General features: G+C 63.7%; 12 protein-coding genes. 1 reads left to right on the forward strand and 11 read right to left on the reverse strand.

Going from position 1 to position 15,208, the window contains the following annotated elements; all coding sequences use genetic code 11:
* Positions 1-32 precede the first annotated feature (32 nt).
* The 11 genes from purH to BMY68_RS27405 form a co-directional block, all read right to left on the reverse strand.
* Entirely contained in the window at positions 33-1,640 is a 1,608-nt protein-coding gene (gene purH / locus BMY68_RS27355; RefSeq protein ID WP_085533691.1) for a bifunctional phosphoribosylaminoimidazolecarboxamide formyltransferase/IMP cyclohydrolase, read from the reverse strand.
* An 81-nt stretch (positions 1,641-1,721) separates the two neighbouring features.
* Positions 1,722-2,042 (reverse strand): DNA-binding transcriptional regulator Fis, encoded by a 321-nt coding sequence (fis, locus tag BMY68_RS27360; protein WP_007921650.1) that lies wholly within the window; start codon positions 2,040-2,042, stop codon positions 1,722-1,724.
* A complete protein-coding gene (gene dusB, locus BMY68_RS27365) occupies positions 2,039-3,052 on the reverse strand; it encodes a tRNA dihydrouridine synthase DusB (protein WP_007921649.1) in 1,014 nt (337 codons plus the stop codon). The genes fis and dusB overlap by 4 nt, the downstream gene beginning before the upstream one ends.
* Before the next feature lie 196 nt (positions 3,053-3,248).
* Positions 3,249-4,487 carry a DUF3426 domain-containing protein gene (locus tag BMY68_RS27370; RefSeq protein WP_085533694.1) on the reverse strand — a complete coding sequence of 413 codons (1,239 nt, stop codon included), beginning with the start codon at positions 4,485-4,487 and terminating at the stop codon, positions 3,249-3,251.
* A 30-nt stretch (positions 4,488-4,517) separates the two neighbouring features.
* Positions 4,518-5,396, reverse strand: coding sequence for a 50S ribosomal protein L11 methyltransferase (gene prmA, locus BMY68_RS27375; RefSeq protein WP_007921647.1), 879 nt, complete (start codon positions 5,394-5,396; stop codon positions 4,518-4,520).
* Between the two features lie 287 nt (positions 5,397-5,683).
* On the reverse strand, positions 5,684-7,039 hold the full coding sequence (gene accC / locus BMY68_RS27380; RefSeq protein ID WP_007921646.1) for an acetyl-CoA carboxylase biotin carboxylase subunit: 1,356 nt from the start codon (positions 7,037-7,039) through the stop codon (positions 5,684-5,686).
* 17 nt (positions 7,040-7,056) lie between these two features.
* Positions 7,057-7,518 (reverse strand): acetyl-CoA carboxylase biotin carboxyl carrier protein, encoded by a 462-nt coding sequence (accB, locus tag BMY68_RS27385; protein WP_085533695.1) that lies wholly within the window; start codon positions 7,516-7,518, stop codon positions 7,057-7,059.
* A 24-nt stretch (positions 7,519-7,542) separates the two neighbouring features.
* Entirely contained in the window at positions 7,543-7,998 is a 456-nt protein-coding gene (aroQ, locus tag BMY68_RS27390; RefSeq protein ID WP_007921644.1) for a type II 3-dehydroquinate dehydratase, read from the reverse strand.
* A gap of 144 nt (positions 7,999-8,142) precedes the next feature.
* Positions 8,143-9,936, reverse strand: a complete 1,794-nt coding sequence (locus tag BMY68_RS27395; protein ID WP_085533697.1) for a protein-disulfide reductase DsbD — start codon at positions 9,934-9,936, stop codon at positions 8,143-8,145.
* A 229-nt stretch (positions 9,937-10,165) separates the two neighbouring features.
* Entirely contained in the window at positions 10,166-12,130 is a 1,965-nt protein-coding gene (locus tag BMY68_RS27400) for a methyl-accepting chemotaxis protein (protein WP_085533699.1), read from the reverse strand.
* Positions 12,131-12,182: 52 nt separating this feature from the next.
* Positions 12,183-13,847, reverse strand: coding sequence for a response regulator (locus BMY68_RS27405; RefSeq protein WP_009041984.1), 1,665 nt, complete (start codon positions 13,845-13,847; stop codon positions 12,183-12,185).
* 292 nt (positions 13,848-14,139) lie between these two features.
* Between BMY68_RS27405 and BMY68_RS27410 the strand changes: the two genes are divergently transcribed.
* Positions 14,140-15,207: a DUF2333 family protein gene (locus BMY68_RS27410; RefSeq protein ID WP_085533701.1), complete on the forward strand. Its 1,068-nt coding sequence runs from the start codon at positions 14,140-14,142 to the stop codon at positions 15,205-15,207.
* Position 15,208 lies beyond the last annotated feature (1 nt).

Consider the following 15,208-nt stretch of genomic DNA (forward strand, 5'->3'; position numbering starts at 1 on the left):
GGCTACAGGAGAGGGTGGCGCCCCATTGATACTTAGTGGCGGAAGTGGCGCATACCGGTAAAGACCATCGCGATTCCGGCTTCGTCGGCGGCGGCGATCACTTCGTTGTCGCGCATCGAGCCGCCTGGCTGGATCACCGCGGTGATGCCGACCTTGGCCGCGTTGTCGATGCCGTCGCGGAACGGGAAGAACGCATCGGACGCCATGACCGCGCCCTGCACTTGAAGGCCGGCGTGTTCAGCCTTGATCGCGGCGATACGGGCGGAGTTCACGCGGCTCATCTGGCCGGCGCCGACGCCGATGGTCTGACGGTTCTTGGCGTAGACGATGGCATTGGATTTGACGAACTTGGCCACTTTCCAGGCGAAGATCAGGTCGTGGATTTCCTGTTCGGTCGGCGCGCGCTGGGTCACCACTTTCAGGTCGTCGGCGCCGATCATGCCGATATCGCGGCTCTGCACCAGCAGGCCACCGTTGACGCGCTTGTAGTCCCAGGCCGGAACGCGGTCCGCCGACCATTGGCCGCAGGCCAGCAGGCGCACGTTGGCTTTCGCGGCAACGATGGCACGGGCTTCGTCGCTGACCGAAGGGGCAATGATTACTTCAACGAACTGACGCTCGACGATGGCCTTGGCGGTCTCGGCGTCCAGTTCGCGGTTGAAGGCGATGATGCCGCCGAAGGCCGATTCGGTGTCGGTGGCGTAGGCCAGTTCGTAGGCCTGGCGGATACCGCCTTCGGCGTCCGGGCTCACGGCCACGCCGCACGGGTTGGCGTGCTTGACGATCACGCAGGCTGGCTTGACGAAGCTCTTTACGCATTCCAGCGCGGCGTCGGTGTCGGCCACGTTGTTGTACGACAGTTCCTTGCCTTGCAGCTGGGTGGCGGTGGCGATGCCGACTTCGGCAGGCTTGGCTTCCACGTAGAACGCCGCGCTCTGGTGCGGGTTCTCGCCGTAGCGCATTTCCTGGGCCTTGATGAACTGGCTGTTGAAGGTGCGCGGGAATTCGCTGCGGCCTTCGGTGGTCAGGGTTTCGGCCGCCTGGTTCACGGTGCCCATGTAGTTGGCGATCATGCCGTCATAGGCCGCGGTGTGTTCGAAGGCCTTGAGCATCAGGTCGAAACGCTGGGCGTAGGTCAGGCCGCCGGCCTTGAGGCTTTCCAGCACCTGGCCGTAATCGCTGGCGTTGACCACGATGGCCACGTCTTTGTGGTTCTTGGCCGCCGAGCGGACCATGGTCGGGCCGCCGATGTCGATGTTCTCGATGGCGGTCGGCAGGTCGCAGCCCGGCTTGGAGATGGTGGCTTCGAACGGGTAGAGGTTGACCGCTACCAGGTCGATCGGCTTGATGCCGTGCTCGTTCATGATGGCGTCGTCGATACCGCGACGACCGAGGATACCGCCGTGGATTTTCGGGTGCAGGGTCTTTACCCGGCCGTCCATCATTTCCGCGAAACCGGTGTAATCCGCGACTTCCACTGCGGCCACGCCGTTGTCCTGCAGCAGTTTGAAGGTCCCGCCGGTGGAGAGGATCTCCACGCCCAGGGCTTCCAGCTCCTTGGCGAATTCGAGGATCCCGGTCTTGTCGGAAACACTGATCAAGGCGCGGCGGATCGGCAGGCGGGTAGTCTGGTCGGTCATCTCAATTTCCATCAAAAGCAAAGGAGTCAGCAAAAAAGGCGACCGGTTTTACGCGGGCGCCTTTCTGGTTTGATTGAATGCTTACAGCAAATCGTACTGCTTGAGTTTCTTGCGCAGGGTGCCGCGGTTCAGACCGAGCAGCTCGCTGGCCTTGGTCTGGTTGCCCTTGACGTAGTTCATCACGCTTTCGAGCAAAGGAGCCTCGACTTCGGAGAGCACCAGGTTGTACACGTCCGTGACGGCCGCGCCCTCAAGGTGGGCGAAATAATTGTGCAGCGCCTTCTCGACACTCCCGCGAAGGGTCTGGCCTTCTTCGCTCGGCGTATTGAGGTGCTGTTTCAAATTCACGTTGTCGCTCACGGGTGCTGTTCCACTCACTAAAGTCTCGGTCATCATCGTCATGCGGCCACCCCTTCTCCGTCCCCTGTCACCAGGCTCTTGTAACGCTCGGCAAAGAACTCACGAACGTTGGCGCACTGTGCTTCCGTATCTTCCAAACGATTGAAGTGGGCGCGAAACTCCCTGGCACCCGGCAGAGTTGCGAGATACCAGCCCACATGCTTGCGAGCAATGCGTACGCCCATGACATCGCCATAGAAGGCATGCAGCGCGGCCAGATGCTCAAGCAGAATACGTTCCACCTCGAACAGCTCAGGTGCCGGCAGGGTTTGACCGGTACGCAGAAAATGTTCGATCTCACGAAAAATCCATGGCCGCCCCTGAGCGGCCCGGCCAATCAACAGCCCGTCGGCACCGGTAGCGTCGAGGACGTAGCGGGCCTTCTCGGGCGAGTCGATATCGCCGTTGGCGAAGACCGGGATCGACACCGCCTGCTTGATCGCAGCGATGGTGTCGTACTCGGCAACGCCCGTGTACAGGTCGGCCCGGGTCCGGCCATGGACCGCCAATGCCGTGATGCCTGCCTGTTCGGCGATCTTCGCCACCGTCAGGCCGTTCTTGTTCGCCCGGTCCCAGCCGGTACGGATCTTCAGGGTGACCGGCACATCGACTGCGGCCACCACGGCCTGCAGGATCTCGTTCACCAGATCTTCATCTTTCAGTAACGCGGAGCCGGCGGCCTTGTTGCAGACCTTCTTCGCCGGGCAACCCATGTTGATATCAATAATCTGTGCGCCCAACTCGACGTTGGCGCGGGCGGCATCCGCCAGCATCTGTGCATCGCCACCGGCGATCTGTACCGAGCGCGGCTCGGGATCGCCCTCGTGGATCATGCGCAGACGCGATTTGCGACTGTTCCACAAACTCATGTCGCTGGTGACCATTTCCGAGACTACAAGGCCTGCACCCAGCCGCTTGCAAAGCTGACGAAAGGGCTGGTCGGTGACGCCCGCCATGGGGGCGAGAATCAAGCCGTTGTGCAATGTATATGGGCCGATGCGTACCGCCGACATAGGACTTCCCTGTTGTGGGGCCGGATCATGAGAGTTCGAAAAAGGGTTGGCATGATACCCGCTCTCGATGACTGGATAAAGGCTGAATTGGATAAAATCTGAACAGTTATTCTGTTATTGCCAACGGTTTGGTCCGCTGGACAGCAGTCAGAAAACCGCCGTCAATCCAGAGCGGTCTTTGCTCGGATGGCGCGCCTTACTCAGGTGAGTGGAAGCTCAGGCTGTAGTTGACGGCCTTGGGGCCCGGATCGAGGATGTCCAGCGCGATATGGATCGGTGTCTGCGGCGGCATCTCCGACACCCCTTCGAGCTCACCCTTGACGTATTCGCCGGGCTTGAAGCGACGACTGGCGATCAGATGGCCGTTGAGGTCGGCGAAACGCAGTTCCAGCAGCGGGAAGGGCTGGGAGAACGGCGCGCGGTTGTAGATGATCGCATCCACCACCAGGGCGCCGCTGAAGTCCGGGTGGCTGCGCACCACCAGGTTGCTGCTTTTGATGCGGCCGATATCGACCTTCGAGGGCACCGTGCAGCCCAGTTCCGGGCACAGTTGCTGGAACCAGGGTCGGTACTGGTCCTGGCGCGCCAGTTCGTCGAAGTGATAGGCGATGTACTGGCCCGCCAGGCCGGCGGCGGCCAGCAGGATCAACAGGCTCCAGAGCAGGCGGCGGCCCCAGGGCGAGCGGCGCTTTTGCCAGTCCAGCTGGATCGGGTCGTCTTCCAGGTCCAGCAACACGGCGTCCGGCGCCTCGGGCTCGGCGCGGCCACGTTTGTTGCGTGGCGCCGGGCTGGCTGGTGGCTCGATTTCATCGGGCTCGTCGGCCTTCAGGGAACCGTGCGCTGGCATGGGTTCCAGGTCGTCGTCCAGGAGCAGGGAGGGCGCCTTGGGTTCGTCTTCCAGATCGTCCAGGTTGAAGGACAGCGACGGTTCGGTACGCCCGGAGCGGCTGGCATCGACGGCTGGCTGCTCAGGTTTTTCGTCCAGGTCGCCGCTGGTGCCTGGTGGCTGGCTGAACAGGCTGTCGGGCCAGTGTTCCTCTTCGGCATCCGGCTGGTCGCGGCGGGCGCTGAGGGCGTCTTCCCTGGAGGCGCGCTCCTGGCCGAAGGCCTTGGTCGGCTGGATTTCCCGCTGTTCGAGCTTGGCCAGTTCCTCGTCCAGGTCGAGGCTGTCCAGGTCGAGCTCGGTGGCGCTCCACTGCTTCTGGCTGATGGCGCGCGGTGGCGGCGGGGTCAGCGGTTCAGCAGGGGCAGCCGGTGCGGGAGGTGCGACGACAGCGTCCTTGCCAGCGCGTTGCTCAAGCAACTGCCGTGCGGCGTTGAACACCTGCAGGCACGAGCCGCAGCGCACCACGCCCCGGGCCACGCTCAACTGGGCGTGGCTGACGCGGAAGCTGGTTTGGCAATGCGGACACTGGGTGACGAAACTGTCGGTCATGCGGCGATCCGGTTTATACAGGCGGCCATTCTAGCGCCGACGGCCGGTGATGCGTACCCAGCCATCGAGGTTGGCGATCGGATCCAGATCGAAGTCCCGGGCGTAGGCGGCAGCGACTTCCTCGCCCTGTTCGGCGAGGATGCCCGACAGCGCCAGGCGTCCGCCGCTCTTGACCAGGCTGGACAACTGCGGCGCCAGGGCAACCAGCGGGCCAGCGAGAATGTTGGCGACCAGCACGTCCGCCTGGACCTGCGGCAGGTCTTGCGGCAGATAGAGCGGGAACAGCGCTTCGGCGATGTTGTTGCGCCCGGCGTTGTCGCGGGAGGCTTCCAGGGCCTGCACGTCGATGTCGGTGCCCACCGCCTGTTTGGCGCCCAGCAGCAGGGCGGCGATCGCCAGGATCCCCGAGCCGCAACCGAAGTCCAGCACGTTGCAGCCTTTCAGGTCCTGACCGTCGAGCCATTCCAGGCACAGGGCGGTGGTCGGGTGTGTGCCGGTGCCGAAGGCCAGGCCCGGATCGAGCAACAGGTTGACCGCGTCCGGCTCGGGGGCGGCGTGCCAGCTCGGGACGATCCACAGGCGCTGGCCGAAACGCATCGGCTGGAAGTTGTCCATCCAGCTGCGTTCCCAGTCCTGGTCTTCGATCACTTCGCTGTGATGTTCGGGCAGCGGGCTGCCGGTCAGCAGCTCAAGGTGGGCCAGCACGCTGGCGGCCTCGGTGCCGTCTTCGAACAGGGCCAGCAGGTGAGTGTGATTCCACAGCGGGGTGGTGTTGAGTTCCGGTTCGAAGATCGGTTGATCCTCGGCGTCCATGAAGGTCACCGAAACGGCGCCGACTTCGAGAAAAGCGTCTTCGTAGGTTTCGGCTTGTTCTGGGCTGATGGCGAGACGGACTTGCAGCCAAGGCATGGCGGGCACCTTTGAAATATGTAATGTGCAGCCTAGCGGGCTGCGAGAAGCGCGCAAGTTTACGCGAGCGAGGCGCAGAAGACGACACGCCAGGCGCCATTTCCGCTTGCCCGCACCGCCTCTCTGTAGGCGCGAGCTTGCTCGCGATGCCTGCAAGGGCGTCGCATGACGCCAGGAAAATGCGCGCTGTCGCTGATGGCCCTATCGCGAGCAAGCTCGCTCCTGCAAGAGGGGCAGAAACGACAAGGCCGCTCGAAAGCGGCCTTGTCGGTCTGGTGCGGTGTCGATCAGTGTTGACCGGCCAGCTTGTGCTCCAGGTAGTGAATGTTCACGCCCCCTTTGCAGAAGCCTTCGTCACGGGTCAGGTCGCGGTGCAGCGGAATGTTGGTCTTGATCCCGTCGACCACGATTTCGTCCAGCGCATTGCGCATGCGCGCCATGGCTTCTTCACGGGTTGCCCCGTAAGTGATCAGCTTGCCGATCAACGAGTCGTAGTTCGGTGGAACCGCGTAACCGCTGTACAGGTGCGAGTCGACGCGTACGCCATTGCCGCCCGGAGCATGGAAATGCTTGACCGTGCCTGGGCTTGGCATGAAGGTTTTCGGGTCTTCGGCGTTGATCCGGCATTCCAGGGCATGGCCACGAATGACCACGTCCTTCTGGGAGATCGACAGCTTGTTGCCAGCGGCGATGCTCAGCATCTCCTTGACGATGTCGACGCCAGTGACCATTTCCGATACCGGGTGCTCTACCTGCACGCGAGTGTTCATCTCGATGAAGTAGAAACGGCCGTTCTCGTACAGGAACTCGAAGGTGCCGGCGCCGCGGTAGCCGATATCGATGCACGCCTTGACGCAGCGGGCGAAGACTTCCTGGCGCGCGGTTTCGTCGATGCCCGGAGCCGGCGCTTCTTCAAGCACTTTCTGGTGACGACGCTGCAGGGAGCAGTCGCGGTCGCCCAGGTGGATCGCGTTGCCCTGGCCGTCGGACAGCACCTGGACTTCCACGTGACGTGGGTTGGTCAGGAACTTCTCCAGATAGACCATCGGGTTGCCGAACGCCGCGCCCGCTTCGGAGCGGGTCAGCTTGGCCGAGGAGATCAGGTCTTCTTCTTTATGCACCACGCGCATGCCGCGACCACCGCCGCCGCCAGCGGCCTTGATGATCACCGGGTAGCCGACTTCACGGCCGATGCGCAACGCGGTTTCTTCGTCTTCCGGCAGCGGGCCGTCGGAACCGGGAACCGTAGGTACGCCGGCAGCGATCATGGCGTGCTTGGCCGATACCTTGTCGCCCATCAGGCGAATGGTCTCGGCTTTCGGGCCGATGAAGGCGAAGCCGGAGTTCTCGACCTGCTCGGCGAAGTCGGCGTTTTCCGCGAGGAAGCCGTAGCCTGGGTGAATGGCGGTGGCGCCGGTCACTTCGGCGGCCGCGATGATCGCCGGAATGTGCAGGTAGGAGTGCGCGGCGGAGGCCGGGCCGATGCAGACGGATTCGTCTGCCAGGCCCAGGTGCATCAGTTCCTTGTCGGCCTTGGAGTAAACGGCGACGGTCTTGATACCCATCTCTTTGCAGGCACGCAGAATCCGCAGGGCGATTTCACCGCGGTTGGCGATCAGAACTTTTTCCAACTTCGCAGACATCGTTGGCTCTCCGCGGTTCAAACGATGGTGAACAGCGGTTGGTCGTACTCAACCGGCTGGCCGTCTTCGACGAGGATGGATTCGATCACACCGCTGGTTTCAGCTTCGATGTGGTTCATCATCTTCATGGCTTCGACGATGCACAGGGTGTCGCCTTTCTTCACGCTCTGGCCGACTTCAACGAAGGCTGGCGAGGTTGGCGAGGATTTGCGGTAGAAGGTGCCGACCATCGGCGAACGGGCAACGCTGCCGTTCAGCGCTGGGGCAGCTGGCGCTGCTGGTGCGGCAGCGGCGGCCGGAGCGGCAGCGGCAGGAGCGGCAACCGGAGCAGCCATGGGTGCCGGTGCGTAGTACTGCTGGGCTGGAGTCTTGCTGTGACGGCTGATGCGTACGGACTCTTCGCCTTCCTTGATCTCCAGCTCGTCGATGCCGGACTCTTCCAGCAGTTCGATCAGTTTCTTAACTTTACGGATATCCATGAATCATCAACTCCCAAGGGTCGGTCAGGGGCGTTTAGCTTGTTGTTCAAGCTGCTCTAGTGCGGCCTCCAGGGCCAGTCGGTAACCGCTGGCGCCAAGGCCGCAGATCACTCCCACCGCAACGTCGGAGAAGTAGGAGTGATGGCGGAAAGGTTCGCGTTTGTGCACGTTAGACAAATGCACTTCGATGAATGGGATGCTCACCGCCAGCAGCGCGTCACGTAATGCGACGCTTGTATGCGTAAAAGCTGCTGGATTGATCAGAATGAAGTCCACGCCTTCATCGCGGGCGGCGTGGATGCGGTCGATCAATTCGTACTCGGCGTTGCTTTGCAGGTAGAGCAAATGGTGGCCGGCCTCGCGAGCCCGGCGTTCCAGGTCCTGGTTGATCTCAGCCAGGGTGACTGCACCGTAGACCCCCGGTTCACGGGTGCCGAGCAGGTTCAGGTTGGGTCCGTGAAGAACCAGTAGGGTCGCCATCTGCCGTTCCTTGTTATTGCGCAGTGATTGGAATGTGCGGTTATCAGAACCCGGCGACTATGCCGCAAAGCCTTTGTGACTGTCCAGTTCTCTGCAATAGGCAGCACGATGACCGATGTTTACCTAAAATATGTGACCAACTGGCTAAATCCGGTCATTTGCTGCAGCAATGCGTTCAGCGAAGTCCGCGGCGCTGATTTCGCCGACCACACGCACATCGGCACGTTCGACGCCATCTTTGCCGAAGAACATCAGCGCCGGCGGGCCGAACAGTTGGTAGCGGTCCAGCAGGGCGCGCTGTTCGCGGTTGCTGGCGGTGATATCGAAGCGCACCAGGCGGTAGCCCCGCAGGCGTTCGACGACCTGGCGGTCGTTGAGCACCTCGCGTTCGATGACTTTGCAACTGATGCACCAGTCGGCGTACCAGTCGAGGAGCAGCGGGGTACCGGCATTCCGGGCATCGGCCAGGGCCTGCTCCAGCTCACCGGAGGTGGTGACGGTCTGCCACTGGCCGGCGCTGGTTTGCCCGGTGCTGTTGCTGGTGGCCGCGACCGGTGGGCGGGCGAGCGGGCTGAACGGATCGGTCTGGCCGCTGAACGCGCCGTACCAGCAGGCCAGGGCATAAAACAGCAGGAACAGCCCGCACAGCTGCGCCAGGCGCGCGCGTGGCGCCTTGTAGACAAACTCCAGGGCACCGAGAAACAGGCCGACACCGGCCGCCAGCGCGCCAATCAGCAACAGGCTGACCTGGCCCGGCAAGACCCGGCTCAGCAGGCCGATAGCCAGGCCGAGCAACAGCACGCCAATGGCGTTTTTCACGTAGACCAGCCATAGCCCGCTTTTCGGCAGCCAGGCCGCGCCGCCGGTGGCCACCAGCAACAGCGGCGCGCCCATGCCCAGGCCCAGGGCGAACAGTTTCAGGGCGCCGCCCAGGGCATCGCCGCTGGCGCTGATATACAGCAAGGCGCCCGCCAGCGGCGCCGAAACGCAGGGCGATACCAGCAGGCTGGACACCACCCCGAGAATCGCCGCGCCCCATAGCGAGCCACCTTCGGTACGTCCGGCGATGCGTTCCAGGCGCTGGCTGATAAAGCGTGGAAGCTTGAGTTCGAAGACATCGAACATCGCCAGGGCGAACACGACGAAGAACAACGCAAAGGGCACCAGCACCCAGGCCGATTGCAGGCGTGCCTGCAAATTGAGCTGGGCGCCGAACAGCCCCATCAAGGCGCCGAGCAGGGCGAAACAGGCGGCCATCGGCAACACGTAGGCGAGCGACAGATTGAAGCCGCGCCAGCCGCCGACCTGGCCCTTGAGGACCACGCCGGACAGGATCGGCAGCATCGGCAGGACGCAGGGGGTGAAGGTCAGGCCGATGCCGGCCAGGAAGAACAGCGCCAGTTCGCGCCAGCTCCAGCCGGTTTTCCCATTGTCGGTAGCGGGGCCGCCGGCACTTGAGACATTGGCCGAGGAGGCCGCGCCATCGATCTGCAAACGCTCGGTTTCCGGTGGATAACACAGGCCCTTGTCGGCGCAGCCCTGGTAGGTCACGGCCAGGGTGAAGCCTCGTTGGTCCGTGGCGCTGCGCGGCAGTTCGACATCGACAATGCCGTGGTAGACCTCGACGTCGCCGAAAAACTCATCGTGTTTCTGTTCGCCCTTGGGCAGTTGGGCGGCCCCCAGGGTGATATCGGCGGGCTCGGCGCGGAACTGGAAGCGGTGGCGATAGAGGTAATAACCCTCGGTGGCGACGAAACGCAGCTTGATCGACTGCGGCGTGCTTTGCAGCAGGCTCAGTTGGAACGCTTCGCGCACCGGCAGGAAGTCGGCGCTGTTATTGATCGAGCCCAGGGTCGAACTGGGGCGGCTGTCCAGCAACCCGGCGGCGGTCGCCGGCAGGGCAAGCACAAACAGCATCAGGCAAAGCAGGCGACGCATGGCAATCTCGCGAATCGAAGGTGTGCGCATGATAGCGGAGAGCGGCGGGGTATGCGTATGCGCCCCGTAGCCGCTGCCGAGTCTGCGATCGGTCCGGGCGGCAATCCGACGTAGCGGCCGCAAAGTCTGCGATCGCGTTCCTTCAGGCAAACTGCATAGGCTGGTTTTGCGAGGACTGCGTCCTCGATCGCAGCCTCGCAGGCTCGGCAGCGGCTACAGGGCTACAGGGCTAGACGCGGAACGCCTGCACTGCCGTGTGCAACTGGCCGCCGAGGGCCAGCAGGTTCTCGCCTTGTTCGCGGCCTTCGCCGATGCGTTGCAGGTTATCCCCACCCAACTGATGAATGCGCTCGCTGTGGTCGCGGATTTCGCTGACGGCGCCGCTTTGCTGGGCCGTGACATCGGCGATGCGGATGGCGGTGTCGGAAATGGTCTGGATCGCCCCGACGATTTCATCCAGCGCACCGTCGGCGGCCTGGGCCTGGCTGGCGGTGGCTTCGGCATGTTCGACCTGGGTGCGCATGCCTTCCACCGATTGCCGGGCGGCGGCCTGCAGGCCGGCGATCAGGGTCTGGATCTCGGCGGTGGCACCCGCCGTGCGTTGGGCCAGGGAGCGTACTTCTTCGGCGACCACGGCAAAACCGCGGCCCATTTCCCCGGCCCGCGCGGCTTCGATGGCGGCGTTCAGGGCCAGCAGGTTGGTCTGGTCGGCGATGGAGCGGATCACCGTGAGCACGCCGCCGATGGTCGCCGACTCCTCGGCCAGCTGTTCGATCATCTGCGCGTTGCCCTGCACTTCGCCGACCAGGGCATGCAACCCGGTCAGGCTCAGACCGATCACTTTCTGCCCCTGCTCCACCGCCATTCCGGCGCTGCGACTGGCATCGGCGGCCTGGCTGGCATCGCCGGCGACTTGCTGGATGGTCGCTTCCAGTTCGCCGAGGGCGTCGCGGATCTGCGCGGTGTCGCCGGCCTGGCGCTCGGCCCCGCCGTGCAGGCCACTGCTCAGTTCCGCCAGGGCGCGGCTGCTGCCGGCGACCTGTTCGGCGTTCTGCCGGATGGTGCCCACCAGGTCCACCAGGTAGGCGCGCAGGCGGTTCAGGGATTCTTCGATGTCGTGCAGTTCGCGGTTGGTCCGGCCCAGCTGGATGTCGCGGCTGAAATCGCCTTCGGCCCAGGTCGACAGGGCCGGCGCCAGGTTGGTCAGGACCCGTGCCAGCCGACGCTGCAAGGTGTCGATCAGCAGGGCGATCAGCAGGATCAGGCCGATCATCAAACCCTGCATCAGCCGCACTTCGCCCTGGATCTGCCCGTGCTGGGCGCGCACCACCGGTTCCAGTTCGGCGATGGCCTGCTGCACGGCGGTGATTTTCAGGTGGGTGGCGGCGCTGAGGTCGGCGCGTTTCTGGATCTGTTCGCGGGTGCGGTTCAGCTCGGCGGGGTAGCGGCCGAGCAGGCTGTTGAGTTCGCGCTTGAGGCCGATGCCGGCGTCTTCGGCGGCGGCCTTCTCGGTGTTCTCCAGGCCCATCATGGCCGCGAAGTCATCGGTATTCGACGCATTGCTGGCGGCGACACCCAGCAACGGCAGGGTTTCCAGTTGCTCGGCCTGGGCGCGCATGTTGCTCACTTCGCGCTCGACATCGGCGGCCAGTTCGCTGCGGCCGCTGCTCACCAGTTTGTCGCGGGCCAAGGACAGCTTGCCCAGGTGCTGGGAGGCGGTCAGCAGCAACGGCAGGTAGGTCGCGGCGCTGGGATTGCTGGCCGCCCCGGTCGCGTATTGGCTCAGTTGTTCGAGGCTGGCCCCCAGCTCGCGCTCGGCCTGCAGCAGTAGCGCTTGCGGATCGCCGGCCAGTTTGCCGGCGGCCAGCAGGTCGGTCTTGCTGAACTCGGCCAGGCCCGACAGGCTCGGGCGCAGGCTTTGCGCCAGTTCCGCGGGCAGTTCGTCGAGCTGGTCCTGCTGGGTTTCGATGGCCTGGCTGGCGCTGCTCAGGCGCAGGGCGTCGCCGCTGGCCAGGTAGTCCTCGATGTTGCGCGCCACCTGGTTCTGGAACTGCTGGGACAGCCCCAGGTAGCGCTCCATCAATAGGTAGGGGCGCTCGAGGGCGCGTTGCGACCACCAGAGCGTGGCGCCCAGGGCCAGGCAAACGGCAACTAGTAGCAGGGTATTGAGATTGGTCAGCAGCTTCAGGCGCATCGCGTCCTACCAACGACTTGAATGGTAAGCGCCTGAATTTATTGCGTTTGTATTACAGGGTTATGACCGAATCGGTGGATTCCGGTGAAAAAGTGGCGCTTTGATGGCGCGCCGCCTGGACTCGGTTGCGCCCGCTGTCCTTGGCGCGGTAGAGCGCTTCGTCGGCCTGGCTGGCCATCATCAGGCTGTCGGAGTCTTCCCGCAGTTCGACCACTCCGGCGCTGAAGGTGCACCACAGGTCCTGGGGCTGGGCCGGGTAATGGATTTCGGCAAAGCGCTGGCGGATTTCATCCAGCACCTTGCAGGCCGCTTCCAGGTCGGTGTCGGGCATGACGATGGCGAATTCTTCGCCGCCGTAGCGGCCGATGAAGTCGGTCTTGCGCAGGCGTTGCTTGAGAAACAGCGCCAGGCTCTTGATCACCCGGTCGCCCATGGGGTGGCCATGGCTGTCGTTGACCCGCTTGAAGTGGTCGATGTCGAGCATGGCGAAGCTCAGCGGCTTGTTCTCGCGGCGCGCGCGGAAGCTGCAGTCTTCGAGCAGTTGCAGGATATGGGTGTGGTTGTACAGCCCGGTGAGGCTGTCGCGGACCATGCGCGCCTTGAGGTTGCGTGCGCGGGCGGCGCGGTTGCGCACGGTGGTGATCAGGTGGCGCGGCTTGATCGGCTTGGTCAGGAAGTCGTCGCCGCCTTCGCTCATGGCGTCCAGCTGCTTGTCCAGGTCGTCTTCGGCCGACAGGTAGATGATCGGCACGCTGACATAACGGTCGTTATGGCGGATCACCTTGGCCAGCTCGGTGCCGGTACAGGCCGGCATGTACATGTCGAGGATGATCAGGTCCGGTTGGAAGTCGGCCAGTTCGGCCATGGCCTGGATCGGCTCGATCAGCGTCCGGGTGATGATCCCGGCGCTGTTGAGCAGGCGCTCGGTGTGCAGGGCCTGGGCGCGGGAATCGTCGATGATCAGCACTTTGTAAGGTTCGTACTGGGCGACGCAGGTGAGGATCTCGATCTTCTCCAGCAGGCTCGAAGCTTCCAGGGTGCCGGTGAGGAACTCCTGTCCGCCGGCGCGCACGGCGGCCAGGCGGGTCGGGGTGTCGGTTTCGTGGAGGCTGAAGAACAGCAGGGGTAGCTTCTGCTCCAGGCCTTCCTGGGCTTCGGCGGCCAGTTGCAGGCCCATGCCGTTGCCGCAGAAGTCGACGTCGATGACGATCGCCGCCGGCAGGCGCTCGACCATCGAGGCGCGAAACGCGGCGATACTGTCCAGGGACTGGGCGCTGAGGCCGAAGAATTCCAGCTGCTTGGCCAGGCGCTCGCCGCGATCGTGGTCTTGCAGCATCACGTAGATCGGTTTGCGCAGGGGCGGCAGGAAGGTCTGTTCCAGCTGGTCGCCATGGCGCAGGCCGGTGCGCGACAGGCGTTGCATCAGGCGGTTGAGGTCGGTGATCAGGCCGCTGCTCAGGCGCCCGCGGTTGGCGTCCACCGCTTCCAGCGAGTCGCTGATGCTGCGCGCCAGCTGGGTATGTTCGGGTTGTTCGAAACGTTCGGCAAAACGCAGCAGGCGCAGGTTGGCCTCGCTGAGTTCGGACATGTCGGCGGTCGACCATTCGCTGCGCTGCAGGCGCTGCCATATCTCGAGGATCTGACGAGCCTGGTGAATGACCCGCTGGGCAAAGTGGTGCTTGAGGCGCTCACGGCTGGGGTCTTCTGGCTCGGTCATATCCTGACTACTAGTTAGGGTGCATGCTGAGATCGACTGGTGGCTCTATGCTAGCACCTCTTATGGGTTGTACGAGTGTCGTACGTCAACAATCTGCAAAGCGACCTTATTCAGTTCCCGACCGACTGGTCGCATAGGTTCTGAACTGTGCTTCATTTATAGTGGCCGCTCGATGAACGCCCGGCATGTGGCGCCTTGCGCGGCGGATGATTTTTAATCCGTTCGGTTCGAGGCACGATGGAGTAGGGTTGTGGTCGAACCGATGAACCCAAGTGATTGAAAGGATATAGCCATGCTGGACTGGAAGAACCGCGCGGGCAGCGCGCCGGATCGTGCTGCCGAACCCAAGTCGGCGACACGCAGCTACTTTGGTGGCCTGCTGTTCAGCCGCGCCCTGGGCACCCTGGTGGCCTTGTACCTGCTGGTGGCCGGTGCCCTGGGCTGGTACTGGAGCCAGGAACCGTCGCTGTTCCCCGTCCAGCAAGGCGCGCAAATTGCCGCCGAGAAGGAAGGCAAGCAGATGGTCGTGGGCTACACCACGGTGGAAACCCTCAAGACCGTGGCCGGCACCCTGCTGAACAAGCCGGGCGGCTATATCTCCAACGACCGTTTCCCGCCGGGCCTGTGGATGGACAACATGCCGAGCTGGGAATACGGCGTGCTGGTGCAGGTCCGCGACCTGACCCGCGCCCTGCGCAAGGATTTCGCCCGTTCCCAGTCGCAGTCCGCCGAGGACGCCGACCTGGCCAAGGCCGAGCCGCGCTTCAACTTCGACAACAAGAGCTGGGTGCTGCCGTCCAGCGAGTCCGAGTACCAGGAAGGCATCAACTCCCTGAGCCGCTACCAGGCACGCCTGTCCGATCCGGAGCAGAAGAGCGCGCTGTTCTACGCCCGTGCCGACAACCTGAACAACTGGCTGGGTGATGTCGGGACCCGCCTGGGTTCGTTGTCCCAGCGCCTGTCGGCCAGCGTCGGCCGGGTCAAGCTCAACACCGCGCTGAAAACCGAAGCCCCGGCGCCGGGCCAGTCGCCGCAGGTCGACGAAGAGGTGGTGGAAACCCCTTGGATGCAGATCGACAACGTGTTCTATGAAGCGCGCGGCCAGGCTTGGGCCCTGTCGCACCTGCTGCGCGCCATCGAGGTCGACTTCGCCGACGTGCTGGCCAAGAAGAACGCCACTGTCAGCGTGCGTCAGATCATCCGTGAACTGGAAGCGTCCCAGGAGCCGATCTGGAGCCCGATGATTCTCAACGGCAGCGGCTTCGGCGTGCTGGCCAACCACTCGCTGGTCATGGCCAACTATATTTCCCGGGCCAACGCGGCTGTCATCGACTTGCGTCAATTGCTCAATCAGGGTTGAT

The organism is Pseudomonas sp. NFACC41-3 (assembly GCF_900109505.1).
GTDB classification, from domain to species: Bacteria; Pseudomonadota; Gammaproteobacteria; order Pseudomonadales; family Pseudomonadaceae; genus Aquipseudomonas; species Aquipseudomonas chlororaphis.

What these genes read in the sequence shown, in the direction of transcription:
- accC (WP_007921646.1), bottom strand. Translation starts at nt 7,039, where the DNA reads ATGTCTGCGAAGTTGGAAAAAGTTCTGATCGCCAACCGCGGTGAAATC.
- BMY68_RS27405 (WP_009041984.1), bottom strand. Translation starts at nt 13,847, where the DNA reads ATGACCGAGCCAGAAGACCCCAGCCGTGAGCGCCTCAAGCACCACTTT.
- fis (WP_007921650.1), bottom strand. Translation starts at nt 2,042, where the DNA reads ATGACGATGATGACCGAGACTTTAGTGAGTGGAACAGCACCCGTGAGC.
- BMY68_RS27370 (WP_085533694.1), bottom strand. Translation starts at nt 4,487, where the DNA reads ATGACCGACAGTTTCGTCACCCAGTGTCCGCATTGCCAAACCAGCTTC.
- prmA (WP_007921647.1), bottom strand. Translation starts at nt 5,396, where the DNA reads ATGCCTTGGCTGCAAGTCCGTCTCGCCATCAGCCCAGAACAAGCCGAA.
- BMY68_RS27395 (WP_085533697.1), bottom strand. Translation starts at nt 9,936, where the DNA reads ATGCGTCGCCTGCTTTGCCTGATGCTGTTTGTGCTTGCCCTGCCGGCG.
- accB (WP_085533695.1), bottom strand. Translation starts at nt 7,518, where the DNA reads ATGGATATCCGTAAAGTTAAGAAACTGATCGAACTGCTGGAAGAGTCC.
- BMY68_RS27410 (WP_085533701.1), top strand. Translation starts at nt 14,140, where the DNA reads ATGCTGGACTGGAAGAACCGCGCGGGCAGCGCGCCGGATCGTGCTGCC.
- purH (WP_085533691.1), bottom strand. Translation starts at nt 1,640, where the DNA reads ATGACCGACCAGACTACCCGCCTGCCGATCCGCCGCGCCTTGATCAGT.
- aroQ (WP_007921644.1), bottom strand. Translation starts at nt 7,998, where the DNA reads ATGGCGACCCTACTGGTTCTTCACGGACCCAACCTGAACCTGCTCGGC.
- dusB (WP_007921649.1), bottom strand. Translation starts at nt 3,052, where the DNA reads ATGTCGGCGGTACGCATCGGCCCATATACATTGCACAACGGCTTGATT.
- BMY68_RS27400 (WP_085533699.1), bottom strand. Translation starts at nt 12,130, where the DNA reads ATGCGCCTGAAGCTGCTGACCAATCTCAATACCCTGCTACTAGTTGCC.